Source organism: Massilia sp. 01N417 (assembly GCF_056399645.1).
Genome location: NZ_JBFTRS010000020.1, coordinates 26673 through 50087 on the forward strand (window position 1 = coordinate 26673; position 23415 = coordinate 50087).

At 65.2% G+C, this 23415-nt stretch carries 23 protein-coding genes; 12 read left to right on the top strand and 11 right to left on the bottom strand.

Features of this window, described 5'->3' with window-relative positions; genetic code table 11:
* Positions 1–5: 5 nt before the first annotated feature.
* Positions 6–2138 (bottom strand): TonB-dependent receptor plug domain-containing protein, encoded by a 2133-nt coding sequence (locus AC1DOQ_RS20045; RefSeq protein WP_477368246.1) that lies wholly within the window; start codon positions 2136–2138, stop codon positions 6–8.
* Between the two features lie 138 nt (positions 2139–2276).
* On the opposite strand from AC1DOQ_RS20045, the gene AC1DOQ_RS20050 reads away from it, so the two are divergent.
* Genes AC1DOQ_RS20050 through AC1DOQ_RS20060 form a run of 3 tightly spaced genes read left to right on the top strand, consistent with a single transcriptional unit; the run spans position 2277 to position 3262 of the window.
* Complete coding sequence (locus tag AC1DOQ_RS20050) at positions 2277–2606, top strand: ArsR/SmtB family transcription factor (protein WP_477368249.1); 330 nt, start codon at positions 2277–2279, stop codon at positions 2604–2606.
* An 8-nt stretch (positions 2607–2614) separates the two neighbouring features.
* On the top strand, positions 2615–2872 hold the full coding sequence (locus AC1DOQ_RS20055) for a hypothetical protein (RefSeq protein ID WP_477368252.1): 258 nt from the start codon (positions 2615–2617) through the stop codon (positions 2870–2872).
* Positions 2873–2911: 39 nt separating this feature from the next.
* Positions 2912–3262, top strand: a complete 351-nt coding sequence (locus tag AC1DOQ_RS20060) for a hypothetical protein (protein WP_477368255.1) — start codon at positions 2912–2914, stop codon at positions 3260–3262.
* On the opposite strand, the gene AC1DOQ_RS20065 is transcribed toward AC1DOQ_RS20060, so the two are convergent.
* Positions 3229–4566 (bottom strand): alpha-amylase family glycosyl hydrolase, encoded by a 1338-nt coding sequence (locus AC1DOQ_RS20065; protein ID WP_477368258.1) that lies wholly within the window; start codon positions 4564–4566, stop codon positions 3229–3231. The two genes, AC1DOQ_RS20060 and AC1DOQ_RS20065, sit on opposite strands and share 34 nt — an antisense overlap.
* A 205-nt stretch (positions 4567–4771) precedes the next feature.
* On the opposite strand from AC1DOQ_RS20065, the gene AC1DOQ_RS20070 reads away from it, so the two are divergent.
* The 5 genes from AC1DOQ_RS20070 (at position 4772) to AC1DOQ_RS20090 (ending at position 7741) form a co-directional block, all read left to right on the top strand.
* On the top strand, positions 4772–5764 hold the full coding sequence (locus AC1DOQ_RS20070) for a porin (protein ID WP_477368261.1): 993 nt from the start codon (positions 4772–4774) through the stop codon (positions 5762–5764).
* A gap of 49 nt (positions 5765–5813) precedes the next feature.
* A complete protein-coding gene (locus tag AC1DOQ_RS20075; RefSeq protein ID WP_477368264.1) occupies positions 5814–6251 on the top strand; it encodes a hypothetical protein in 438 nt (145 codons plus the stop codon).
* A 184-nt stretch (positions 6252–6435) separates the two neighbouring features.
* The gene (locus AC1DOQ_RS20080) at positions 6436–6930 is read left to right on the top strand and encodes an Hcp family type VI secretion system effector (RefSeq protein ID WP_477368267.1); all 495 of its coding nucleotides are present in this window, start codon (positions 6436–6438) and stop codon (positions 6928–6930) included.
* 11 nt (positions 6931–6941) lie between these two features.
* Positions 6942–7283: a Rap1a/Tai family immunity protein gene (locus AC1DOQ_RS20085; RefSeq protein WP_477368270.1), complete on the top strand. Its 342-nt coding sequence runs from the start codon at positions 6942–6944 to the stop codon at positions 7281–7283.
* Positions 7280–7741: a T6SS effector amidase Tae4 family protein gene (locus AC1DOQ_RS20090; protein WP_477368273.1), complete on the top strand. Its 462-nt coding sequence runs from the start codon at positions 7280–7282 to the stop codon at positions 7739–7741. Before AC1DOQ_RS20085 ends, AC1DOQ_RS20090 begins: the two co-directional genes overlap by 4 nt.
* A gap of 62 nt (positions 7742–7803) precedes the next feature.
* On the opposite strand, the gene AC1DOQ_RS20095 is transcribed toward AC1DOQ_RS20090, so the two are convergent.
* The 4 genes from AC1DOQ_RS20095 to AC1DOQ_RS20110 all read right to left on the bottom strand — a co-directional run bounded on the left by AC1DOQ_RS20095 (position 7804) and on the right by AC1DOQ_RS20110 (position 11389).
* Positions 7804–8844: an SDR family oxidoreductase gene (locus AC1DOQ_RS20095; RefSeq protein ID WP_477368276.1), complete on the bottom strand. Its 1041-nt coding sequence runs from the start codon at positions 8842–8844 to the stop codon at positions 7804–7806.
* Between the two features lie 11 nt (positions 8845–8855).
* A complete protein-coding gene (locus AC1DOQ_RS20100; protein ID WP_477368279.1) occupies positions 8856–9890 on the bottom strand; it encodes an SDR family oxidoreductase in 1035 nt (344 codons plus the stop codon).
* A gap of 156 nt (positions 9891–10046) precedes the next feature.
* Complete coding sequence (locus AC1DOQ_RS20105; protein ID WP_477368281.1) at positions 10047–11057, bottom strand: sulfate ABC transporter substrate-binding protein; 1011 nt, start codon at positions 11055–11057, stop codon at positions 10047–10049.
* Between the two features lie 119 nt (positions 11058–11176).
* The gene (locus tag AC1DOQ_RS20110; protein ID WP_477368284.1) at positions 11177–11389 is read right to left on the bottom strand and encodes a hypothetical protein; all 213 of its coding nucleotides are present in this window, start codon (positions 11387–11389) and stop codon (positions 11177–11179) included.
* A 218-nt stretch (positions 11390–11607) separates the two neighbouring features.
* Between AC1DOQ_RS20110 and AC1DOQ_RS20115 the strand changes: the two genes are divergently transcribed.
* The 3 genes from AC1DOQ_RS20115 to AC1DOQ_RS20125 are packed head-to-tail and all read left to right on the top strand — an operon-like array spanning position 11608 to position 14049.
* On the top strand, positions 11608–12273 hold the full coding sequence (locus AC1DOQ_RS20115) for a phosphatase PAP2 family protein (protein ID WP_477368287.1): 666 nt from the start codon (positions 11608–11610) through the stop codon (positions 12271–12273).
* Positions 12270–13238, top strand: coding sequence for a diacylglycerol/lipid kinase family protein (locus AC1DOQ_RS20120; protein ID WP_477368290.1), 969 nt, complete (start codon positions 12270–12272; stop codon positions 13236–13238). The genes AC1DOQ_RS20115 and AC1DOQ_RS20120 overlap by 4 nt, the downstream gene beginning before the upstream one ends.
* On the top strand, positions 13213–14049 hold the full coding sequence (locus AC1DOQ_RS20125) for a metallophosphoesterase family protein (RefSeq protein ID WP_477368293.1): 837 nt from the start codon (positions 13213–13215) through the stop codon (positions 14047–14049). Before AC1DOQ_RS20120 ends, AC1DOQ_RS20125 begins: the two co-directional genes overlap by 26 nt.
* 166 nt (positions 14050–14215) lie before the next feature.
* On the opposite strand, the gene cls is transcribed toward AC1DOQ_RS20125, so the two are convergent.
* The gene (gene cls / locus AC1DOQ_RS20130; RefSeq protein WP_477368296.1) at positions 14216–15598 is read right to left on the bottom strand and encodes a cardiolipin synthase; all 1383 of its coding nucleotides are present in this window, start codon (positions 15596–15598) and stop codon (positions 14216–14218) included.
* On the bottom strand, positions 15595–17694 hold the full coding sequence (locus AC1DOQ_RS20135; RefSeq protein ID WP_477368299.1) for a site-specific recombinase: 2100 nt from the start codon (positions 17692–17694) through the stop codon (positions 15595–15597). The genes cls and AC1DOQ_RS20135 overlap by 4 nt, the downstream gene beginning before the upstream one ends.
* A gap of 173 nt (positions 17695–17867) precedes the next feature.
* On the opposite strand from AC1DOQ_RS20135, the gene AC1DOQ_RS20140 reads away from it, so the two are divergent.
* Positions 17868–18704 (top strand): branched-chain amino acid aminotransferase, encoded by an 837-nt coding sequence (locus AC1DOQ_RS20140; RefSeq protein WP_477368302.1) that lies wholly within the window; start codon positions 17868–17870, stop codon positions 18702–18704.
* A gap of 282 nt (positions 18705–18986) precedes the next feature.
* On the opposite strand, the gene AC1DOQ_RS20145 is transcribed toward AC1DOQ_RS20140, so the two are convergent.
* The 3 genes from AC1DOQ_RS20145 to AC1DOQ_RS20155 all read right to left on the bottom strand — a co-directional run bounded on the left by AC1DOQ_RS20145 (position 18987) and on the right by AC1DOQ_RS20155 (position 23196).
* On the bottom strand, positions 18987–19553 hold the full coding sequence (locus tag AC1DOQ_RS20145; RefSeq protein WP_477368305.1) for a DUF3617 domain-containing protein: 567 nt from the start codon (positions 19551–19553) through the stop codon (positions 18987–18989).
* Positions 19554–19633: 80 nt separating this feature from the next.
* Positions 19634–20230 (bottom strand): NUDIX domain-containing protein, encoded by a 597-nt coding sequence (locus AC1DOQ_RS20150; RefSeq protein ID WP_477368307.1) that lies wholly within the window; start codon positions 20228–20230, stop codon positions 19634–19636.
* A gap of 110 nt (positions 20231–20340) precedes the next feature.
* The gene (locus tag AC1DOQ_RS20155; protein WP_477368311.1) at positions 20341–23196 is read right to left on the bottom strand and encodes a TonB-dependent receptor domain-containing protein; all 2856 of its coding nucleotides are present in this window, start codon (positions 23194–23196) and stop codon (positions 20341–20343) included.
* Positions 23197–23415 lie beyond the last annotated feature (219 nt).

Sequence of the window (23415 nt, forward strand, 5' to 3'; positions counted from 1 at the left end):
CCGGCTTAGAGGTTCTGCTCCCACATCAGCCGCCAGGTGGTGCGGGGGTGGTAGACGTAGCTGGTCGCCAGGTCGTCCGCTCCCGCGTAAACGCTGCGGCCGTAGGAATCCCGATGCAGCAGGTCGGACACCGACAGCCGCAGCTTGCTTTTCCGGTCGCGCTTCCACACCGCGTAGAGGTCGAGCTGGCGCTTGGGGCCGCCATAGTCGGCCAGCAGGGGACTCTGGCGCGAGGCGACACGCCCCCGGTAGCTCATCGTCCCGCCCAGATCGAGCGGCAACGTCGACGCGCCGTAGTCGAGTCCCAGGTTGCCGCTCCATGCCGGCTGGCCGGCGATGCGATTGTCCGGCCCCGCCACCGTCTCCAGGCGCGACCAGTTGCGCGCCACGTTCAGCCGTGCCGCCAGGGCGCCGCGCCGGGTCCTGGCTTCGAATTCCAGTCCCCGCACGATGGCGCTGCCGGCATTGTCAGGGGTGACGATCCAGACGCCGTTCTGCAGGATCACGCGGTCCAGCGTGATGTCGCGGATGCGCTTGGCGAAGGCGCTGATGCTGAGCATGTCGTCCTTGCCCACATAGTGTTCCCAGGCCAGGTCGGCGCCGAGCGACAGTTCCGGACGCAGCTTCGGATTGCCCTGCTGGTCGGGGTTGGTGGCGCTGTTGTTGTTGTCCACCGTGTAGCGGCGCGGCATGAGCTGGACGATCTGCGGCGCCTTGTAGGTGCGGCTGAGGGCGAAGCGGAACTGGTCGCCCTTGTTATCCTGGCCGCCGGGCTTGAACAGGGTCTGGAAGATCGGGCTCCAGACGCCTGAATCGACGTCCACCGGCGCGTGCGCGCTGCCTTCGCCGGTGGTGCGCAAGTCTTCGCGGCGCAGGCCGACGTAGGCCGACCAGGCTTCACCGATGTCCCACTCGTCCTGGATCCAGAAGGCGGTGCGGACCACCTTGGCACGGTAGTCCTCGTCGCTGTCCAGCAGCGGCCGGCCGGCGGCGTCTAGCTGGTGCTCGCGCCGGAATTCCTCGCGCCGCGTGCGGCCCGCTTCCCAGCCCAGGGCCAGCGCGTGGGTCTTCAGGAGCGGCCGGCGGTAGCTGCCGTTGAACGTCAGCCCGCGCTCGGACTGGCCGGAGTCCACGTGGTGGGTTTCGAGCAGGGTATCGGCGAGGTCCATGCCGCGGTAGAGGAAGCCGGCGCCGATCGACTTCGTATAGCCGGACAGCTTGGCGGAGAGGCGCGCGCCCTGGTCCAGCTTGCGGGTCCAGGACAGGTCCGCATAGGCTTGCGGCGGCGAGTGGGCGCGGTAGCTGCTGGCGCCGTGCGGGAAACTGCTCGGCGAGCCGATCTCCGTGCTCTCCAGCTCGGACTTGGCGTTGTCGATGCGCTTCCAGCGCACCCAGCTTTGCGAAGACAGGGTGTCGTTCGCCGTCGGCTGCCAGTCCAGGCGCGGCGCCAGTTCCAGCTGGTCGTTAATTTGCCGGTCTTCCCAGGCCGTATGCCGCAGCAGCGGATGCGCGCGGCGCTCGTCGGTCGTCACGCCGGTATAGGTCTCGTCGCGTCGCTTGAGGGTGGCTGCGAGCGTGTAGGCCAATGCGTTCACGCGGCCGGCATGCTGGACGCTGAGGCTGGGCGCCGGGTGGCCGTCGGTCATCGAAGCGCCGGCCTTCAGCTCGGTCTGCGGCGCGGCAAGCTTGCCGGCCTTGCGCAGGACGATGTTGATGGCGCCGGCCACCGCCTGGCCACTGGTCTCGGCGGTGGGCGCGCGCAGGATCTCGATGCGCTCGACCAGCTCGGGATCGATCTCTTCCAGCGAAAAGCCGCCGGGCGCGGGCGTGCCGTTGAGGAGGATGGCCACATAGCCGCTGCCGAGTCCGCGCATGCGAATCGCCGGCTTGCCCGGGGCGCCGTCGATGGTGATGCCGGGCTGGCGCTTCAGCACCTCGATGAGGCTGGGGTCGCCCTGGCGCACGATCTCGTCGCGGGTGACGACGAGGGCGGTGGTGGTCGATTGCGCGCGCTGCTGGAGGGCGCTGGCGCTGACCATTACCTGCTGCACTGCTGCTGGAGATTCAGCCTGCGCGCTGGCGCAGGCGTGGACGGCGAGCAGGAGCGCCGCCGGAGTGCCGGTTCGTAGGGTCTTCATCGGATCGCGTAGTTTCTGGATGAAAAAAGTATGCGATCCGCTTACGGCGCCCGGCAAGCGCGGTGGGACGAATGCCCGCTTGCAGGTGACGGCATGATTTCGCTTGACTTGTTTTCACGTGTAAGGAATTATTGACATGTGAAAGACGAAACTAAAATAATCGATGGCGACCGCCTGCTGCTGATGCTGGCGGCGCTCGCGAATCCGCACCGGCTGCGCATCGTCGCGGCGCTCGCGACGGGCGGACGCAACTATGTCAGCCAGCTCGCGCGGGACATCGGCCTGAGCCGGCCGCTGCTGCACCTGCACCTGCAGAAGCTGGCGGAGGCCGGCCTGGTCACCAGCCGGATGGAGTTGTCGGCGGACGGCAAGGCGCTGAATTATTTCGAGGTGGCGGAGTTCGCGGTGCCGCTGGCGCCCGGCCTCATTGCCGAAGCTGTGAAGACCCTGAACAACAAGGAAGAGTAGAGGTTGCCATGTCCACTAGCGTTTATCTGCTGACTTTGTGCCTGCCGCTCGTCACGGTGCTGCTGGTTTTCGGCATGAAGTATTTTGCGTCCGTGCAGCAAGCGCGGAGCCGGCTGGCCCACGACGAGGCCTGGCGCCAGCTGGCGGCCCAGGTGGCCCAGGCGCAGGCCGACACGGCCGCCCAGCTTGCCGCCATGAGCGCCACGCTGGCGCGGCTGGAGTCGCGCACGGCCAGCGTCGAGCAGATCCTGAAGCAAGTCGAATAAGAGCGCTTTTCGTCCGAACGTCATCCAACGGAGGCAATCATGGTCGAGGTATCCCTGTTCCGGCTGTACCTGTTGCGCGCAATGTACCTGTTCATCGCGGTCGGTTTCGGGACCTTCATATTGCCCGGCATCCTGCACCACCAGGGCCCGTGGGGGCTGGCCCAGGGCGTGCTCAACTGCATGCTGGTCGCCTTCTGGATGCTGGCCATCCTGGGGCTGCGTTATCCGCTGCAGATGCTGCCCGTGCTGTTGTGGGAATTCGTGTGGAAGATGGTATGGCTGCTGGCGGTCGCGCTGCCGGCCTGGCGCTACCTGGTCGCCCACTATGTGAACAAAGCGGGCGACCCGTGGCGTTCTCAGCGCGCCGGGCGCGGCGCCTCGATGCGGTAATCCCAGGCCGCCAGCGACTGCGGCTTGCCACCGGGCAGCGTGAACTTCTGCACCGCATTCGACAGGTTGACGCTGACCGTCACCGTGTTGCCGTCGCGCTTGCGCTGGAAGGCGAAGACCTTGTCGTTGCCGGTCGCCAGCACCTCGGTGGCGCCGCCGTACTGGCCGTTCCACAGCGCCGGATTGTCGTGCTTGAGCTTGAGCAGGCTGGCGTAGAAGGGGGCGTACCGGTAGTTCTTCCAGTCGACGGGGTCCTTCTCGAAGAACTCGATGCGCTTGTCGAGGCCGGCTTCCTGGCCGCCGTAGATGAGCGGCATGCCGGGCAGGGTGGCGGCCAGCACGGCCATCGCCTTGAAGGCCGGGCCGTAGAGTTCGACGTCGCTGCCGGCCCAGGAATTCTCGTCGTGGTTCGAGGTGAAGCGCATGCGGTAGGCGCCCGGCGGATAGGCCCTGGGCGGATGCTCCAGGAAGTCCTTCAGCGCGCGCGCATCCTTCTTGCCCTTGGCGAGGTCCTTGAACAGGTCCTTGGTATCCCAGCCGTAGGTCATGTCGAAGGCGTGTTCGTGCAGCTCGGGCGTGTCCGCCTCGGCCAGCATGAAGACCGGCTTGATGCGGTCGAGTGCATCGCGCGCCTGGTTCCAGAATGGGGTCGGCACCTTGCCGGCGACGTCGCAGCGGAAGCCGTCGATGTCGGTTTCGCGCACCCAGTACGCCATGGCGTCGGTCATGCCTTTCCACAGCGCCGGCTTGCTGTAGTCGAGGCCGGTGACGTCGGTCCAGTATTCCGGCTCCGCGCCGTCCGTGTAGGTGACCGGGAAGATTTCTCCCTTGTCGTTCAGCAGGTACCAATCCTTGTGCTCGACCGTCCACGGATTGTCGAAGGCCGTGTGGTTGGCAACCCAGTCGATCAGCACCTTCATGCCCAGCCCGTGGGCCTGCTTCACCAGGTCCTTGAAGTCGGTCAGGGTACCGAACTCCGGATTCACGGCCGTGTAGTCGCGCACCGCGTAATAGCTGCCCAGCGTGCCCTTGCGGTTCTTTTCGCCGATCGGCTGGATCGGCATCAGCCACAGGATGTCGACGCCCATTTTCTTGAGGCGCGGAAGATGGGCGGCGAAGGCCTTGAAGGTCCCTTCCTTCGTGTACTGGCGAATATTGACTTCGTAGATGTTGGCATTCTTCGACCAGGCCACGTGGGCCATCGGCGCTACGGCGGCGGGCTCGGCGGCAAGGCCGGGGAAGGCGGCGAACACGCCGCTCAGGGCGAGGGTGGCTGTAGCAAGGGTACGGGTAAGCTGTCTCATTATGGTCGCTTTCATGTAGTTTAATTACAGCGGTTGACAGATTCTAAACCGGAAACCCGGCAGTGACCAGCGCAACGCTCGAGCTCGATTGCCACGTCGGAATACACCGACAAAAACACGAGCCAAGTTATCGTGCATATTGTGCGATTCTGGACAGAGCGAAGCAGTAGAGTGGGAATACTGTAGGCGTACTGAGGATTTCGCCATGAAGACGCCGCCCATCATCGCCATCGTATTTTGCGGAGCCGCCCGTCTCGCATTCGCGCAGGACGCCGGCACCGGAACCGCGCCCGCAGCGCCCGCCGGCACCGCGCGGGGCGCGACGGGCGCCCACGACATCGCGGTATTCACCGGCGTTCCCATCCGCACGCGCAGCGGGGACTGGGCGACGCCGCCGCGGCGCGGTTACGGCCAGTTCGGCCGCTCGGCCTTCGGCGACATCGAAGGCTTCACCCTCGGCCGCCAGTACAACCTGGAATACCTGTCGCTGGCCGACGTCGGCGATCCCTTCCATACCGGCACCGCCGGCCGGGCCAGCAACCTGGTCGGGCGCAACGGGATGCGCTCGAACGAGAATGTGCGCTACTACGGCAGCAGCATGAGCGGCTTGAGCACCGGCGGTTCCTGGACCGTCGACACCCTCGGCGGCGACCCGCTGGCCGACCGCGCCTGGGGCATGACGGTGGGCGTCGACATGGGCGCCTTCTCGCTGCGCGCCGCCCACCAGAACCGCCACGTGGCCCAGATCCGCCTGTTCGACCTGGTCGGCGGCAGCATGGATGCGAAGAACTCGCTGATCGCCGCCAACCTGCGCACGCGCTGGGGCACGGCCTACGCGGCCTACGCGGCCAACCGCGGCTGGGGCAGTTCGCCCCTGTACAACCCGGACAATCCCTACGGCGCCGGCGTGGCCAGCACCTCGTCGACCGACAGCCGCGACACCCTGGTGGGCGTGGCGGTGCCGGTGACGCGCAACACGACTTTCCTGGCTTCCTACATCCACAAGGACGACCGCGACCTCGCCAACCGCGACGCCAACCAGTTCGCGGTGGGCGCCAGCTATGTCGTCTCGCGCAAGACGGATTTCTACGCGGCCATCTCCCACACGGTCACCACCAACGGCAACGGGGTGCTGATCGGCGGCGCGGCGCACCCCGGTAGTTCCGCGGTGAACGTCGGCATGCGCCATGCGTTTTGAATTTGGGGTAGCCTGACTTTATGACTTATTGCATTGAATCGGAGGATACATGACTGGCTCGAGCACACTTGATCCGGATAACTTTCCCGGAGCACCAGACCGTAGCCTTGGCAAAGGTCACGGCATCGATGCCCTTGGCCCGAGCGACGTGACCGACAGCGGCAGCGACGTCGTCGGCGGTCCGGGCTTCGCGGCCAACCTGGACGACGACCAGGTGCTGGACCTGGACACCGGCACCACCTCGGACAACGAGGAAAGCTATGCCCACGATACCGCCGGCGCCGACATGGGCGACCCCAACCTGGAGAGCGACAGCGATTTCGGCGGCACCGGCGAACGTGCCGCCGCCGGCCGCGACCTGCGCGTCCGGGACGGCAACGACATCGACACCGACCACATCGAATCGATCCCGAACCTGCCGCTGACGGACGAGGACGTGGACTTCCTCGGCAGCCAGCCGCCGAAGGGGCCGGCGCCGGGCAAATAAATAATCAAGAAGTTCGTAGGGTGGGCACTCCGTGCCCACGAGGATGCCGGCATGACGCTGACGTTCTCGTGGACAAGGCGTGCCCACCCTGCGTTTACGCCTCCCTCTACCTGGTCATTGACGGCTGCCAAATTGCGGCCAGCTCCACGCAGCATGATTCCACTGTTATCACGACGGAGGCATCATGGCAATCGACGTTTATTTGCAGATCGACGGAATCAAGGGCGAGTCGCAGGACGAGGCGCACAAGGGCTGGATCGAATGCGGCTCGGTCAACTGGAGCCTGACCCAGCCAAAGAGCGCGACCAGTTCGACCGCCGGCGGCCATACGGCCGAGCGGGTCGAGTTCACTGAAATCGGCGTCAACAAAACCGCCGACCTTGCATCTCCAATACTGGCCCAGCACTGCGCGATGGGCAAAACGATCCCCAAGGCGAAACTGGAGTTCATGCGGGCCGATGGCGACGGCAAGCGGGTCAAGTACTACGAGGTCGAGCTGGAAAACGTGCTGATCTCGAAGTGCCAGCAAGCAGTCTCGGCTGGCGACGTCATGCAGGAGCACATCGGCCTCAAATTCAGCAAGGTCAAGTGGAAGTACTGCCAGCAGCGGATCGCCGGCGGGGCGGGCGGCAATACGGCCGGCGGCTGGGACCTGGCGGCAAACCGGGTGGCGGCATGAAGGGGCTGGCAGTGGCATTGATACTGGCGCTGCTGGCGGCCCGGGCTGGTGCGGCGCCGGACTATCGCGCGCATATGACGGGTACCCAGCTCGTCCGCGACATGCTGGCCGAGCCGGGCGTGGGGCTCAACTCGATCCGCCGCCAGCGCGCGATGGGATACATCGAGGGCGTGGCGGACGCCTCGGCAGGGGTGCGTTGGTGCCCGGCCGGCAAGCTGGTTCCGCACGAGCTGCCCTATGTCGTGGTCGAAGAGGTCGCGAAGATGACGGCCCAGCTCGAGGGCGATGCGTCCGCCCTGGTGCTGGCGGTGCTGGCCAGGCTCTATCCTTGCCGCCCTGGTGGTACGCCATGAAGCCGGCCTATCAGGTACTGCGCCAGTTCTACCCGCGCACGGACAGCCGCGAGGCTTTGTTTGCCGACATCGGGTGGGACGACCTGGTAAAGGATTCGGCATACTGGGACACATGTGCAATCCGGATGAGTACTGGCCTGCTACGCGCTGGCGTCATGCTGCCGGGCGCGCGCATGCAGGCGAAGGCTGGGACGATCAAGGGAAAATGGATCGAACCCGGCCAGGCCAAGCTGTCTGCCATCCTGGAGCGGCTATGGGGGAGGCCGGAGATGTACAAGAATGAGCTGCTTGCACGTGCTGGGATTGGCCGGCGGAACGGTGTCGTGTCCTTCTTCAAGATCGAACGCAGCCATCAGGGGCATATCGATCTGATTGCAATGGGCGAACACGGCTTTCTGGATTGCGCGCGCAGCTGCTTCTTTTCCGCCGTGACGATCTGGTTCTGGCCGCTCGACTAGTCTGGATCCAAGCGAAGGCCCTGGTCAGCCCGCTGCTGGCCTGGGCTTTCGCCTTTATCGCATCACGCGTGCCACACATTCCGCTGCGCCGGCCGCCGGATCAAGCCCCACGCCGCCAGCAGGGCCCCACCCACGATCACCGCCTTCACCGGCGCCGAGCGCAACTGGTAAGCCTGGTAGTAGCTGCGCTCGCTGGTCTTGTGCGGCAAGTCGGTACGCTGGCGCAGTTCGCGCGCCGGGTCCGGAGCGTGCAGGGCGTCGCGGCGGTCCGGATTGTTCGGCACGTCCTGCTGCTGTTCCTGGCGGAACACCATCGCCCGCATCAGGCCGTCGAGCGGACGCGGCAGGACGGCGCCCATGACCGACATCAGCTTGGCGCGCCCACCGACGAACAGGTCGCGTTCCGGCGTCTCGGCCGCGTGCAGGATGGTCTTCGCCACCAGTTCCGGCGCGTAGATCGGCGGCGGCAGGTCGGGCTCGTGCGCCATGTAGTTCTTCGCATGGGCCGTAAACGGGGTGTCGATGGCGGCCGGCTTCACCAGGGTCAGCGAGATCGGCGCCTTGTCCTTTTCCAGCTCCATGCGCAGCGATTCGGTAAACGCCTTCACCGCGTGCTTGGAGGCGGCATAGGTGCCCATCAGCGGCACCGAGCGGTCCGAGGCTTCGCTGCCGACATTGATGATGGCGCCGCCGCCGCGCGGCTTCATCAGTTTCACGGCCGTCAGGCTGCCGTGCACGACGCCCCAGAAGTTGGTCTGCATCACGCGGTGCATGTCGTCCAGCGGCGTCTGCTCCTGGCTGCCGTAGACGCCGATGCCGGCATTGTTGACCCAGGTGTCGATGCGGCCGAAGCGCTCGATCGCCGCCTGGCCGATGCGTTCGACATCGGCCGGGTTGCCGACGTCGGCCGCCACCGTGATCGCATCGACGCCGCGCTGGCGCATCTCGTGTGCAAGGGTGTCGAGGGCGTCGGCGTCGCGTGCCGCCAGCACCAGCCTGGCGCCTGCCTCGGCCGCCTGGCGCGCCGTCACCAGGCCGATGCCGCTGGTGGCGCCCGTCACGACCATCACTTGTTCGTTCAGTTTCTTGAGTTTGACCGACATGATCGTTCCTTTCAGAAGGCGCTGCGCACGTGATGCCGGCGCGTCAGTTTCCAGGCCGCGAGCAGGGCGCCGGCGCCCAGCAGGGCGGGCATGATCTTGTGCGAGCGCAGGGCGAGCGCCGTGTACGCGGAGCGTTCGGCCACGTGCTTGTCCATGCCCTGGCGCTGGCGCAGCTCGTTGCGCGGGTCGGGTTCGTGCAGGGCGTCGCGCCGGTTCGGCGGGTTGGCGACATCGGATTGCTGCTGCTTGAACATCGAGGCGTTCATGAACTTGTCGAGCACGCGCGGCATCGCGAACGCGCCGGAGGAGATCGCCTTCGAGGCGCCGCCGACGAACACGTCGCGCTTCGGATGCTGGGCCGCATAGAGGATGGCATTGGCGACGACTTCCGGCGCGTAGATCGGCGGGGGCAGGGCCGGCTCCTTGTCCATGTAGTTCCTGGCGTGCACCGCGAACATGGTGTCGATGCCGGCCGGCTTGATCAGGGTGACCGACAGCGGCGCGCCTTCCTTTTCCAGCTCCATGCGCAGGGCGTCGGTGAAGGCCTTGACGGCGTGCTTGGACGCCGAATACAGGCCCTGCAGCGGGACCGAGCGGTCCGACAGTTCGCTGCCGAGGTTGACGATGGCGCCGCCGCCGCGCGTCTTCATGTGCTTGACGGCTTCGAGCGAACCGTGCACCACGCCCCAGTAATTGGTCTGGAACAGGCGCTGCATGTCTTCCAGCGCCACGTCTTCGTTGCGGCCGAAGATGGAGATGCCGGCATTGTTGACCCAGGTGTCGATGCGGCCGAATCGCTCCATCGCGGCGCTGCCGATGCGCTCGACGTCCTCGGGCTTGCCGACATCGGCCGTCACCGTGGCCACCTGCGTGCCCTTGAGGCGCAGCTCGCTGGCGAGCTGGTCCAGCGCCTCGCCGTTGCGTGCGGCCAATACCAGCTTCGCGCCTTGCTCGGCCGCCATACGCGCGGTGGTGAGTCCGATGCCGCTGGTGGCGCCGGTGATCACCATCACCTGCTCCTCGATCTTGCGTAGTTGCACTGACATGAATGCCTCCCGTGGTTGGCTCGTGATCACGACAATCGTGACCATGTCCGGGATTTCAAGGCATTTTTACAAAAACCTAAACACGTCGTCCCCGCCTTCGCGCGGACGACGGTAATGAGCTTTCGCGGGAACGACGGCTACAGGCTATCTGCCGGATTACTTCTTGCCCGGCTGATAAATCTGATCAAAAATCCCCCCATCCGCAAAGTGCGCCTTCTGCGCCTTGGTCCAGCCGCCGGCGATCTCGTCGATGGTGAACAGCTTGACGGCCGGGAATTGTGCCGCGTATTGCTTGGCGTAGGGCTCGACCACCGGGCGGTAATAGTGCTTGGCGGCGATCTGCTGGCCTTCGGCGCTGTACAGGTATTGCAGGTAGGCTTCGGCCACCGCGCGGGTGCCGCGCTTGTCGACGACCTTGTCGACCACCGATACCGGCGGCTGGGCCAGGACGCTCACCGAGGGGGCCACGACTTCGAACTTGTCCGGGCCCAGTTCCTTCACCGCCAGCAGGGCTTCGTTTTCCCAGGCCAGCAGGACGTCGCCGATGCCGCGCTCGACGAAGGTGGTGGTGGCGCCGCGGGCGCCGGAATCCAGCACCGGCACGTTCTTGTACAGCTTGGCCAGGTAGTCGCGGGCGCTGGCATCGGTGCCGCCCGGCAGGCGCAGGGCGTAGCCGTAGGCGGCCAGGTGGTTCCAGCGCGCGCCGCCCGAGGTCTTCGGGTTCGGCGTGATCACGGAGACGCCCGGCTTGATCAGGTCGGCCCAGTCCTTGATGTGCTTCGGATTGCCCTTGCGGACCAGGAACACGATGGTCGAGGCGTAGGGCGTGCTGTTGTGGGCCAGGCGCTGCTGCCAGTTGTGCGCGATAAGGCCGCGTTCGCTGATAGCATCGATGTCATAGGCCAGCGCCAGCGTGACGACGTCGGCCTGCAGGCCGTCGATCACCGAACGCGCCTGCTTGCCCGAGCCGCCGTGCGACTGCTTGACGGTGACGTTGTCACCGGTCTTCGCTTTCCACTGGCGGGCGAAAGCCTGGTTGAAATCCTGGTAGAGCTCACGGGTCGGGTCGTACGACACGTTCAGCAGGGTGATGTCCGCGGCGAAGGCGGCGGACTGGCCCAGGGTAGCAATGAGGGCCAGCGTGGCGGCGATTTTTTTATGAAACATCGTTTTCTTTCGGGCAGGTGAGGAAGCCTCAGCTTAGGTTCCTGCTCAGCGAAAGAAAACGAATTTAAACGATGAACCTTATGCGCTTTTTAATGCGGCGCTTTTTAATGCGCCGGCTTTTACTTGGCCTTCGACAGGATCAGCAGCCAGCGGCGGAACAGCAGCACTTCGAGGTGGCCCGGCACGACGCCGGTATCGAATTCGATGATCGGGTTGACTGCATAGAAGCGCTTGCGGAAATCACGGGTGACGAGAATCTCGCGGCGGCCGAGGCGGACCAGGAACGGAGTCGGTGCGTATTCAAGGCCAAAAGAGCTGTTCAGAGTAGTCATGACGATCCCTTTGTCGAGTGTTGCTGGGCAACGTGTTGTTCAAGTGCATTCAGAATATCACAACTACTGTATAAATCCACAGTTACTGTACAAAAATCCAGTTCTATTTCGCAACTGTGGTTTTTTCACCAACTGACTCCATCTGGGGCCGCATGCTGACATCCGTCCACCGCTCAGTCCATCGATTCATCGCAAGACGCTTCTCTCCAAAGGAGGAGATGGGCCTGCATCTCACCATCGGCGTGATCCTGATCCTGTGCGCCGCGTTTGCCTTCGGCGAGATCGCCGAGGACGTGGTCGAGGGCGACACCATCACCCTGGTCGACGTCCGGCTCGCGCACTGGTTCCGCGCCCACGCCACCGCCGGCTTCACCGATGCCATGCTCTTCATCACGCACTGGAACGGCATCCTCGGCTCCTGCATCATGGGTTTGCTGCTGGCGGCCTGGTTCTGGTACCGCAAGGCGCATTACTGGCTGGTCGTGGTATTGGTGTCGGTGCCGGGCGGGATGTTGCTCAACGTCGCCCTGAAACATCTATTCCGCCGCGCGCGGCCCAGTCTGGAGGACCCCTTGCTGACCCTTGCCACCTATAGCTTCCCCAGCGGCCACACCGCGGCCGCGACCGTGTTCTACGGCCTGCTGGCCTGCTACCTGGTGCGCCGCGTGCATCGCTGGCCGGCGCGCGCCGCGATCGTCGCCGCCTGCATGCTGATGGTGATGCTGGTGGCGCTGTCGCGCATGTACCTGGGCGTGCACTACCTGTCCGACGTGCTGGCGGCCAGCGCGGAAGGCGCGGCCTGGCTGGCGATCTGCATCACGGCGGTGTCGACCCTGCACCGCCGCCGCATGGCGCGTGCGCAGGGCAGGGAGGTGGCGCCATGAAGCCGGTGACCGTGATCGTCAACGGCGGCGCCGGCCACGGCCACGACGACCAGGCCTGCGCGGAACTGCGCGCCAAGCTGCGCGAAGCCGGCCTGGACGCCGAACTGGTGCTGGCGAAGGATGGCAAGGAAATGATCGCCACCGCCAGGCGCGCGCTCGAGCAGGGGGCCGAACTGGTCGCGGCCGGCGGCGGCGACGGCACCATCAACGCGGTCGCCTCCGTGATGGTGGACAGCGGCGTGCGCTTCGGCGTGCTGCCGCTCGGGACCCTGAACCATTTCGCCAAGGACCTCGGCGTTCCGCTCGAACTCGACGATGCCGTGCGCAACCTGGCGAACGGGGTGCCGCGCCAGGTCGACGTCGGCGAAGTCAACGGCCGCATTTTCCTCAACAATTCCAGCCTCGGGCTCTACCCGGACATCGTGCGCGACCGCGAGAAGCAGCAGCACCGCCTGGGGCGCGGCAAATGGCCGGCTGCCTTGTGGGCGACCCTGGCGGCGCTGCGCCGCTATCCTTTCCTGTCGATGCGGCTGATGGTGAACGGCCAGACGCTGGCGCGCCGCACGCCCTTCGTCTTCATCGGCAACAACCGCTACACCATGCAGGGACTGGCGATCGGCGAGCGCGACCATCTCGATGACGGCGTGCTGAGCCTGTATGTGGCCCAGCGTCCGACCCGCCTGGGCCTGCTGCGCTTCGCCATCGACGCCCTGCTCGGCAAGCTGGGCAGCGAGCGCGACTTCGACATCCTGGAGGCGGCGGAATTCGAGATCGCCACCCACCATGCGCAACTGCATGTGGCCACCGACGGCGAAGTCACGCAGATGCATGCGCCGCTGCGCTACCGGGTGAGGCCTGGCGCACTGACGGTGCTGGTTCCCGCGGCGACAATGGACGGCACACGCAGAACAACGACATCGGAAAAGGAAGCGGAAGATCATGCGCACACTCGTTCACCTCTCTGACCTGCATTTCGGCCGCGTCGATCCGGAACTGCTCGACCCGCTGCGCGACCTCGTCCACCGCATCGCCCCGACCGTCGTCGTGGTGTCGGGCGACCTGACGCAGCGGGCGAAAAGCGAGCAGTTCGAGGAGGCGCGCGCCTGGCTCGACACCTTGCCCGGCCCGCAGATCATCGTCCCCGGTAACCACGACATCTCGCTGTACAACGTGTTCCGCCGCTTCGCGCTGCCGCTCGAACGCTACAAGCGCTACATCACCGACGACCTCGATCCGGTCTTCATCGACGACGAGATCGCGGTGCTGGGCGTGAACACGGCGCGCTCCCTCACCTGGAAGGATGGCCGCGTCAACAAGGAACAGGTCGACAAGATCCGCGCCACCCTGGCCGGCCTGCCGAAGGACATCGTGCGGGTGGTGGTGACCCACCATCCCTTCGACGTGCCGGAGGGGGCCAAGGAAGACGACCTGGTCGACCGCGCGAAGATGGCGATGGACGTGTTCGCCGAATCCGGCGTCGACCTGCTGATGGCCGGCCACCTTCACCAGAGTCACGCCGGCAACACCCAGGCGCGCTACAAGATCAGCGAGTACGCGGCGCTGGTGGTGCAGGCCGGTACGGCGACGTCGACGCGCGGCCGCGGCGAGGTGAACTCCTTCAACGTGATCCGTACCGAGCCGCAGAAGATCGAGGTCGATCGCTATGGCTGGGATTCCGTGCACAAGCAGTTCCAGCTGCTGGCGACCGAGAAGTTCATGCGCAGCGGGAATGTGTGGGCGGAGGTGAACGAGGGCTTGATGGCGGCGGGGATTTAAGCCGCGGCCGTTTGAACCGTCGAACGGTCGAACCGTCATTCCCGCGAAGGCGGGGATCCAAGTTGGATGAGCTGACGTAACGCATGCAGAACTTGGGTCCCCGCCTTCGCGGGGACGACGTATCAGATTGCGCGAGACGACGTATCAGATTGCGCGAGACGACGTATCAGATCCAGTACTCCCCCAACCGAGCCACCCACTCCCGCAACCGGTCCTTCCAAGGCCGGTGCCGCCAGCGCTCCAGGGTCACTTCCTTCGAATCCCGCAAATCCTCGTTGAAGGCGCTCTCCATGTCGCGGCCGAAGGCCGGGTCCATCACCACCACGTTCAGCTCGTAGTTGTGCAGGAAGCTGCGGCGGTCGATGTTGGCCGAGCCGATGGTCGACCAGCCGCCGTCGATCACGGCCGTCTTCGCGTGCAGCACGGCGATCTGCAGTTCGTAGATCTTGACGCCGGCCGTCAAGAGCTGGTCGTAGAAGGCCTGGCCGGCGTAGCGGATCAGGCTGTGGTCGGACACGCCCGGCAGCACCAGCTTGACGTCGACGCCGCGCCTGGCCGCATCGGCGAGGGCATCGACGATCTGCTGGTCGGGCACGAAGTAGGCGGAGGTGATGTGGATGCTCTGCTTCGCTTCCGTAATCGCCAGCACCAGCGCCTTGTAGATGTCGGAGTCGCCTTCCGGATTGCCGGCCAGGACGCGGATCAGCTTGTCGCCTTCGCGGGACAGGCGCGGAAAGTACTCGGCCTTGGGCAGCTCGCCGCCTTCCTGCTGGACCCATAGTTTCACGAACGAGTACTGCAGGGCGGTCACCGCCGGACCCTCGATCTTGACGTGGGTGTCGCGCCAGCCGACTTTCGATTCGTCGACATTGTCCGGCTTGCTCCGCGAGCGGAACAGCGAGCTGTTGGCATAGGTCGAGCTGATGTTGATGCCGCCGGTGAAGGCGATGCGGCCGTCGACCACCATCAGCTTGCGGTGGTTGCGGTTGTTCAGGTCCCAGTGGCGCTTGGCCTTGGCCGGGTTGACGGGGTTGAAGATCAGGACCCGGATGCCGGCCGCGCGCATGCGGTCGAAGAAGGCGGCCGGGGTGGCGATGGCGCCGACGGCGTCGACCATGATGTTCACCGCCACGCCCTGGCGCTGCTTCTCGATCAGCAGGTCGGCGAACTCGTTGCCGACCTCGTCCTGGTCGAAGATATAGGTCTCCATATTGATCGAGCTGGTGGCGGCGCGCGCCGCGGCCATCATCTCGCGCATGGTGGCGGGGCCGTCGAACAGCAGGCCCACGCGGTTGCCGGCGATCAGCGGCACGCCGGTCACCTGCTCCTCCAGCAGCGCCAGCGAGGTCAGGTCGGTCGAGGCATTCGCCCAGCGCTTCTGCACCAGCGACGACGCCACCTTCGGCGGCAGCGCGCCCTTCGTGCCCGCGACCGTCGGCGTGCCCTTGGCGGGGGCGCCGGGGTCGACCTCGGGCAGGGCCTTGCAGGAGGCCAGGACCAGGCCGAGGCACAGGACCAGCAGCCAGGAGGGCGGGCGTGGGAATCTCATTCGGTACCTCTCAGTGGTTGGCCCAGGGGTTCTGCCTTGGGCCCGATGAAGAAGTCGAGCGGCGCCGCGCGCAGGCGCCGGCCGAGCGCGCGCAGCAGGCGGAAGCCGTGGTAGAAGCGGATCTTGCGGGCGCGCAGCGCCACCCACAGTGCGAGCCCGAAGCTGACCAGCAGGTTGGCCATGGCGATCAGGGCGATGCCCAGCAGGGCGATGCCGGCCGTTTCCCAGTCGAGCTGGTAGTCGAGGCCGACGAAGCCGATCGCCAGGTTGGCCGAGGAGAAGGTCACATGGCGGACGTCGAGCGGCAGGCCGAGCAGGAAGCCGATCAGGGCCGTGGTGCCCATCAGGATGCCGAACACGGCGTTGCCCATCAGGCCGCCCAGGTTGTCCTCGACGTAGCGGCCGAAGCGCGCCAGGCGCTCGCGTCCCAGCAGGCGCCGCAGGCGGTGCAGCTGCTGCACGCGCTGGCCCATGCGGGTGTACAGCGCCTTGTTGTCGTAGTAGCCGGACACCAGTCCCGAGACGAACAGCCAGACCCCGGCGATGGCCGCATGCAGCAGGGCCAGCGAATGCCAGGGGTGGCTGTCCTCGATCAGGTGGCGTGCCTTGAACACGTTCACCAGGTGGTGGCCGGTCAGGTATTGGTAGCCGAGGGCTAGCAGGAAGGAGATCGGGATCACCGTCGCCAGGTTCCCCAGCACGGCCACCACCTGGGTGCGGAACACCTTGTTGACGAGGGCCGCCATGCTGTCGACGTCGGCCTGGCGGTAGCCTTTGCCCTTCTGGTCGCTTTCGTGGAGGGCGGCGGCGATGCGTGCAGCCGTCATCGCCGGCTGCTTGGTGGCGACCGTGAAGTGCAGGACGTGGATGAGCATGAAGCCAAACGAATAGTTCATGCAGTACAGCGCGGCCTCGATCAGCGGCGCCTGGTGCAGGTAGGACATCAGGATCTTGATGATCGCCATCGCGCTGATGATGAAGCCGGCGCCGGCCGCGGCATTGAACATCTGGCGCATGGCCCCACGGTCCTCGGCGACGTAATGCTCGCCGGTGCGGCTGGCGTTCTCCGTCACGTTCCGCGCCAGCAGGTCGATGTTGTCGCGCACCAGGCCGCGCACCTGGTACTTGGTGTTGTGGGCTTCGGCCAGTTCCTGGGCCAGGGACAGCGCGGCCGCGCGGCGCAGCGAAGTCGGCGGCTCGGATGGCGGCGTGGCCTCGTTGGCGAGGGCGTGCAGGTCGATGGTCGGCGCGCCCGGCAGCTCGCCGCTGACGTCGACCAGGAACAGCAGCTTGCGCAGGCGGTCGATGCTCTGGGTGACCGCCACCAGCAGATAGGTCAGCGAGACGCTGGTGCCGGCCCCCAGCGCGCGCCGGCGGACCTTCAATACCACTTCTTCGCACTGGTCGAGCATCACCAGCAGGTGGCGCGCATCTTCCATCTGCTCGATCTCGCCGGCCAGCAGGCGGCCGTACTGGTCGAGGTAGCTGTTGGCCTCGATGTTCTGCATCAGGAAGGGCGAATCGACTTCCTCGATCTCCATGTGGGCGTGGATCAGGCGCGGCTCCAGGCCCAGTGCGCAGACGCGGCAGGAGAGGGTGCGGATCGCATCGAGCAGGCCCAGCACCGTCACCTGGCGGGCGCGGTCCGGCGCGGCATCCGCGGGCGGCGGGGCGTTGGCGATGGTGTCGAAGAGTTCCAGCCAGTCGGCGTTCGGGATCGCGCGGATCCACAGGTAATCGTCCTCGCGGCACAGCAGGCGTTCGAGGGTGTCGGACAGGTAGTGATCGTCGAGGGCGGGCGGCAGCATGCGGTAGGCGATGCGGCGTTTCAGTTCGGTGAAGAAGCCGTCGTTCGAGAGAATACCGACATCGGAATACAGGCTCGTGTGGCGGCGGGTTTCCAGCAGGGTGGTGAGGTAGCGGCGCAACGCCCAGGCCTGGCCGGGATGGCCCTTGAGGAGCTGGCACAGCGTGCGCACCTGGGCACGCGCGTAGTCATAATCGGACGCGCGGCGTGGACGCAGTTTGTCGACCAGGTCGATCAGCAGGTCGATGTGATCGCTGTCCGGGTCGATACGTTCTAGGATGTCGAGCATGAAGTACTTGTAGGGCTGGGCAAAAGGACTGCCCGGAAAGCGTAGTGTACTCGTGGATATGTGAAAGCTGTGTACGGCAACGAACTGAGCGGCCACGGGGCTTGCCGTACCGGACGCCGGCGCCTGGGTTAAACTTGATGCGTTACGACATCGCTTTTTACTAGGGAAAACCAATGTACCTGACTTACTACAACGGCGAATGGGCCGAAGGAAATACGCCGCTGTTCGGCGCCATGGACCATAGCGTCTGGCTGGGTTCCTCCGTGTTCGACGGCGCGCGCGCCCTGCGCGGCCGCTTGCCGGACCTGCGTCCGCATCTGCAGCGCGTGATCGACTCGGCCGAGAAGCTGGGCCTGCGCTGCCCGCTGTCGGTGGATCAGATGGAAGCGCTGGTGCGCGAAGGCGTGGCCAAATTCCCGGCCGATGCCGAGCTCTACATCCGTCCGCTGGTGTTCGCCTCCGAAGGCTTCCTGATCCCGGTGCCGGAAAAGGCCGGCTTCGCCCTGACCCTGTTCGACGCGCCGCTGCCGCCGTTTACCGGTTTTTCGGCCTGCCTGTCGGAACTGCACCGCCCGCAGCCGACCATGGCGCCGACCGACGCCAAGGCCTCGGCCCTGTACGCCAACACCGCCCGCGCCCTGCGCGAAGCCCGTTCGCGCGGCTTCGACAACGCCATCATGCTGGACGCCGCCGGTAACGTGGCCGAGTTCGCATCCTCGAACCTGTTCCTGGTCACTGCCGACGGCGCCGTCGTCACCCCGGCCCTGAACGGCACCTTCCTGGCCGGCATCACCCGCGCCCGCGTGATCGCGCTGCTGAAGGATGCCGGCGTGACGGTCGAGGAACGCACGGTCAAGCCGGAAGAGCTCGACACCGCCCGCGAAATCTTCAGCACCGGCAACTACGGCAAAGTCACCCCCTGCATCCGCTACGAAACCCGCGACCTCCCGGCCGGCCCGGTCGCCAGGCAGGCCCGCGACCTCTACCTGGCCTTCACCGAAACCACTTGAGCCAATAATTCGGGGTAATTCGGGGTCAGAGCACATTTCGCCTTCAATTCGGGGTCAGAGCACTTTTTCGATCAATGGCCGTGCGGCTAAGCCATCAGGCGGGCCAGGGCGCCGGTCAGGCCTGAGCCAGCATCGGGACGTCAATTTTTGCGGCTGAGATATTGCCCAAAAAAGTGCTCTGACCCCGAATTAGCGGAATAATGTGCTCTGACCCCGAATTTGGGAATAAAAAAGGCCAGGCTGGCGAACCAGTCTGGCCAAATCCCGTGGGGGTCGTTGCTGCTACTGCGCTTGCGGGATGCTGATCGGACGGAGCTTGCCGCAGTCGGCGCCCAGCCATTTGCCGGCGACGTCCATGTCCACTGTCTGTTGCCGGCCGCCGTCGTTGCCCCTGACGTGCATCTTCGCGCGGTAGCTGGTGTCGCTGTCGAAGGTCATCTCTCCTTCGCCGCTGGCCGGCGGCTTGCTGCAGCTGAAGGCGATCTTCATCCTGTTGCCGGAGACCGGCGTCAGTTTTTGCTTGCAGTCGCCTTCCTGCACGGGAAATTCCTTCCGCTGGATCATTTCCTTCGTCATGCACATGCGCGAGGTGACGGCGCCGCCGGTGCCGACGTTCATCTGTACGCCGTTGCGTTCCATCATCTGCTGCATCGCCTTGCGCTGTTCCGGCGACATGTCGGCGAGCTGTTTCTGCATCTCGGCCATGGCCGACTGCATCTGGCCGTCGGCGGAGCTGATCTTGTTGCTCAGCTCCCAGAGCCCGGGTTTCATGGTGAGGGTCTGGGCGCCGGCCGGCAGCGCCAGCGCGGCCGTGCAAGCCGACAGGATCAGGGCAAGTCTGGTCTTCATGGGGATGTTCTCCGTAACTAGGATGCATTGTGGCGGGCGCGCCGGTTTCCCGGCAGCACCACCAATGGGGGGAAAGGGAGTCAGGAGGCTTCGTGCCGGCCCAGCACACGGCGCTCCAGGTGCAGCAGGAGCAGCACGGTCTTGGCGTCATTGATGCCACCGGTGTCGATCAGCGCCAGCGCGTCGTCGAAATCCATCTCGATTACTTCGATGTCTTCGCCTTCCTCGGCCTTGCCGCCGCCGTCGCCGCAGCGGCGCGCCGGATCGTACTCGGCCACGAACAGGTGGATCTTCTCGGTCAGCGAGCCGGGACTCGGAAACAGCTGCATCACGGGCTCGAGGCGCTCGACCTCGTAGCCGGTCTCCTCGCGGGCCTCGATCCTGGCGCGCTCCTCGGGCGGCGCATCGTCGTCCAGCACCCCGGCGGCGGCCTCCAGCAGGAAGCCATCGTGACCATTCAGGCGGGCGCCGAGCCGGAACTGGCGCGTCAGCACCACGGTGCGGCGTTCGCGGTTGTAGAGCAGCACGGCGGCGCCGCTGGCGGCGTCGTAGACTTCGCGCTGCTGCTCCTGCCAGCCGCCGTCGCGGCGCAGCTGTTCGTAGGTGACTTTCTTGAGCGGATAGTAGTCGTCGGAGAGGATCTCCTCGCCGGCGATGCGGATGCGTGGTTCTGCCATGGCGTCTCCTGGTGATATGCCGGCCGAGCATACACCGCGGCCATGAAAAAAGCCGCCCGGCTTGCGCGGGGCGGCTTTCGATCATACGAAGATCAAGCGATCAGCAACGATTACTTGAACTTGTACGAAGCGGTCAGGCGGAAGTAACGGCCCATGCCATTGTGCAGCTGGCTGTTGAAGCCGGTGACTGCTTCACGCGGATCGTACGGGGCCTTGGTATCGAACAGGTTGCGGATGTTCGCCGACAGGGTCCAGTTCTTGAAGCCGGTGTACGAGTAAGCGGCACCGAAGGTCAGCCACTCGTCGACGTTGCAGTCCGGGTTCGAGTAACCGTAGTTCGGCAGGCCGCCCAGCGAGTAGGCGGTCGACGGCTGGCCCTTGCCGTAGTAGCAGTACGGCTGCGGGTAGGTCACGTCGTTGTCGTAACGGCGCATCAGCGAGATGTCGGACACGTAGTCGGCCGACAGGGTCGTGGCGTGGTTGCCGTAGGTCCAGGTCGACGCGATGTTCAGGCGGTGACGCGGGATGTCGCCGACCGAGGTAGCCCAGTCGGACAGGCCACCGTTGGTGCCGACCAGGTTGTGCGACACTTCGCCCGGACGCTCTGCACGCTTGTAGGTCAGCGTGTAGGTGTAGTTGACGCGGGTGGTGATGCGGCCCATCTCGCCCAGGTTCAGGCGGTGTGCTGCTTCGACGTCGATACCCGAGGTGTCGGTGCTGCCCTGGTTGACGAAGGTGCGGTTGATTGCCAGCAGCTGGCCCGAATTCGGGATCACCTTGCCGTTTGCATCGACCAGGTTGTTGTTGTCACGCACGGCCAGGCCCGGGTACAGCTCCGGGTGCTGGGCGACGAAGGTCGACGACAGAAGGGCGGTCTCGTTTTCCTTGCGGATACGGTAGTAATCGATCAGCAGGTCGACGTTCTTGGTCGGGTTGATGATCGCGCCGAACGAGTAGCTCTTCGAGGTTTCGTTCTTCAGGTTCGGGTTCGGAGCCGACACCGACGAGATGCCGCGCGAGCAATCCAGCGGATCGGCACCGTTGACCGGGGTGCGGCCGTCCGGGCAGCGAATCGGGTCGGCGAAGTTGTTGTTGAACGACTGCACGCCGCCCGGCGACACCTGCGACAGCGCTGGTGCGCGGAAGCCCTTGGCGAACGAGCCGCGGAAGGTCACCTTGTCGGTCGCTTCCCACTTGGCGCCGACCTTCGGCACGAAGCTGCGAGCGGTCGGATACTTGTCGACGCGGCCGGCGAAGTCCATCTCGAAGGTCTTGGTGAACGGCGTACGCAGTTCGACGAAGCCCGACTTGACCATACGCTGGCCGGCCAGGACAGAGTTCGACAGGCCGATGATGTTGCCCGATGCCAGTTCCGGATCCGAGGTCAGACCCAGTTTTTCCTGGCGGACTTCAGCACCGAATGCCACGCCGATGTCGCCGCCCGGCAGCTTGCCGACGGTGGTCGAGGCCTTGGCGTCGAGCTGCATGACTTGCGAGAAGCCGGTGTTGTCGACGTCGCGAACCGCGTTCGGATCGGCGATGGTAGCGGCGATGGTGCGGCCTTCGGTCACGATGCGGTTGATGACCGGGAAGTACAGGTAGCCGTGGCCCAGGTCGTCACGCTCCGCACGGTTGTACAGGAAACCGGTTTCCCAGTCGAAGTTGCCGGCGGTGCCCTTCAGGCCGGTCAGGAAACGGTAGGTCTTGTTGACGGTTTCCGAGCCGGCGTTGGTGCCGGTGAAGCGGAACGCCGCAGCAGCGCTGTAGCCGGTGAACGGATTGTCCGGGTGGCCCGACGGCAGCAGCAGCTGGTAGCTGGTCGGCAGGCCGTTGACGCGGAACACGGTGGTCGGGGTGGTCGAGGCGATGGCCTTCGGCGCGCCGGTGTACTCGCGCTCGACGCGCGAGAAGCCGACTTCGGTGAACGAGGTCACGTTCTCGCCCAGCTTGACGGTGATGCGCGACAGCAGGTTGACGTCGGTGCCCTTGGACTGCGCTTCCTGGTACTCGTTGGTGTCGAACGAGCAGAACGAACGACCGGTCAGCATCGAGCTATTGGTGACGCCGATGCCATGCTGCGGGCCGCCGGTGATGACGTTGCCTACGCAGCCCGCGGTACTGTTACGGATGTACTGGCCGGCGGCGGCGGTGGTCGAGAAGTTCGCGCCCGGAGCCGACTGGCGGAAGATGAATGGCGTGTTCGAGACGTAGCTGCTGTACTCGTTCAGACGGTAGTTGATCGCCGCGTACTGGTCCTGCTCGATGTCCTTGACATCCTTGATGCCGGTACGGCCGCGCTGCGAGACGTCGAAGCTCAGCAGGGCATTGAAGCGGTCCTTGTCGAGGTCGCCGAAGCCGACCGAGCCGTTGATGTTGTTGCGGTTGAACTGGCCGTTATCGTTGGCCGAGACCGAAGCGGAAATCTCGCCGCCCTGGTAGTCGTCCTTGGTGATGAAGTTGATCACGCCGGCGATTGCGTCCGAGCCATACACGGCCGAGGCGCCATCCTTGAACACTTCGACGCGGGCGATGGCCGACACCGGAATGCTGTTCAGGTCATAAATGGTCGACTTGCCCTGATTCGGGTCGGCATAAGCCGATGCGGCGATGCGGCGGCCGTTCAGCAGCACCAGGGTCGACGAGGTGCCCAGGTTGCGCAGGGACGCGGTCGATGCGCCCTTCGAGAAGCCGTTGTCGTCGCGGATGTCGTTGGCGGTACCCGTGCCGAAGGCCGGGATGTTGTGCAGCAGTTCGGCGACGGTGTTGGCGCCGGTGGCGGTGATTTCCTTGGCGGTCATCACGGTGATCGGCGAGGAGTCTTCCTTGTCGGCACGCTTGATGTTCGAACCGGTCACGTACACCTTCTGCACGGACGCCTGTTCGGCTTGCGCGAACACGAAGCCTGGCGCTGCCAGGGTGAGGGCGACAGCGAGGACGCTGTGCTTAACTGCGAGTTGCTTAGTCAAAATCTCTCCAATACTTAATCTCGAAGCCGGGGCTTCTCTTATCAACCTCGGCGGGTGAAGACCAGCCAAGGGGGACGATAAGACCATTTCTCATGTGAAAAAGTCAAATCGGAGAGTGTTTACTGTGTGCATCTTGCAACAGGTATAAAGACAGGTAATGACGCCATGCAGAGATGGAAATATTTCCGTATATGCATAAGAAAAACTTATGCATATATC

Coding starts and splice junctions, on each gene's coding strand:
- AC1DOQ_RS20090 (WP_477368273.1), top strand. CDS start 7,280: ATGAAGCCGGCCTATCAGGTACTGCGCCAGTTCTACCCGCGCACGGAC.
- AC1DOQ_RS20095 (WP_477368276.1), bottom strand. CDS start 8,844: ATGTCGGTCAAACTCAAGAAACTGAACGAACAAGTGATGGTCGTGACG.
- AC1DOQ_RS20055 (WP_477368252.1), top strand. CDS start 2,615: ATGTCCACTAGCGTTTATCTGCTGACTTTGTGCCTGCCGCTCGTCACG.
- AC1DOQ_RS20125 (WP_477368293.1), top strand. CDS start 13,213: ATGCGCACACTCGTTCACCTCTCTGACCTGCATTTCGGCCGCGTCGAT.
- AC1DOQ_RS20150 (WP_477368307.1), bottom strand. CDS start 20,230: ATGGCAGAACCACGCATCCGCATCGCCGGCGAGGAGATCCTCTCCGAC.
- cls (WP_477368296.1), bottom strand. CDS start 15,598: ATGAGATTCCCACGCCCGCCCTCCTGGCTGCTGGTCCTGTGCCTCGGC.
- AC1DOQ_RS20045 (WP_477368246.1), bottom strand. CDS start 2,138: ATGAAGACCCTACGAACCGGCACTCCGGCGGCGCTCCTGCTCGCCGTC.
- AC1DOQ_RS20145 (WP_477368305.1), bottom strand. CDS start 19,553: ATGAAGACCAGACTTGCCCTGATCCTGTCGGCTTGCACGGCCGCGCTG.
- AC1DOQ_RS20110 (WP_477368284.1), bottom strand. CDS start 11,389: ATGACTACTCTGAACAGCTCTTTTGGCCTTGAATACGCACCGACTCCG.
- AC1DOQ_RS20065 (WP_477368258.1), bottom strand. CDS start 4,566: ATGAGACAGCTTACCCGTACCCTTGCTACAGCCACCCTCGCCCTGAGC.
- AC1DOQ_RS20135 (WP_477368299.1), bottom strand. CDS start 17,694: ATGCTCGACATCCTAGAACGTATCGACCCGGACAGCGATCACATCGAC.
- AC1DOQ_RS20105 (WP_477368281.1), bottom strand. CDS start 11,057: ATGTTTCATAAAAAAATCGCCGCCACGCTGGCCCTCATTGCTACCCTG.
- AC1DOQ_RS20080 (WP_477368267.1), top strand. CDS start 6,436: ATGGCAATCGACGTTTATTTGCAGATCGACGGAATCAAGGGCGAGTCG.
- AC1DOQ_RS20060 (WP_477368255.1), top strand. CDS start 2,912: ATGGTCGAGGTATCCCTGTTCCGGCTGTACCTGTTGCGCGCAATGTAC.
- AC1DOQ_RS20075 (WP_477368264.1), top strand. CDS start 5,814: ATGACTGGCTCGAGCACACTTGATCCGGATAACTTTCCCGGAGCACCA.
- AC1DOQ_RS20115 (WP_477368287.1), top strand. CDS start 11,608: ATGGGCCTGCATCTCACCATCGGCGTGATCCTGATCCTGTGCGCCGCG.
- AC1DOQ_RS20120 (WP_477368290.1), top strand. CDS start 12,270: ATGAAGCCGGTGACCGTGATCGTCAACGGCGGCGCCGGCCACGGCCAC.
- AC1DOQ_RS20140 (WP_477368302.1), top strand. CDS start 17,868: ATGTACCTGACTTACTACAACGGCGAATGGGCCGAAGGAAATACGCCG.
- AC1DOQ_RS20100 (WP_477368279.1), bottom strand. CDS start 9,890: ATGTCAGTGCAACTACGCAAGATCGAGGAGCAGGTGATGGTGATCACC.
- AC1DOQ_RS20070 (WP_477368261.1), top strand. CDS start 4,772: ATGAAGACGCCGCCCATCATCGCCATCGTATTTTGCGGAGCCGCCCGT.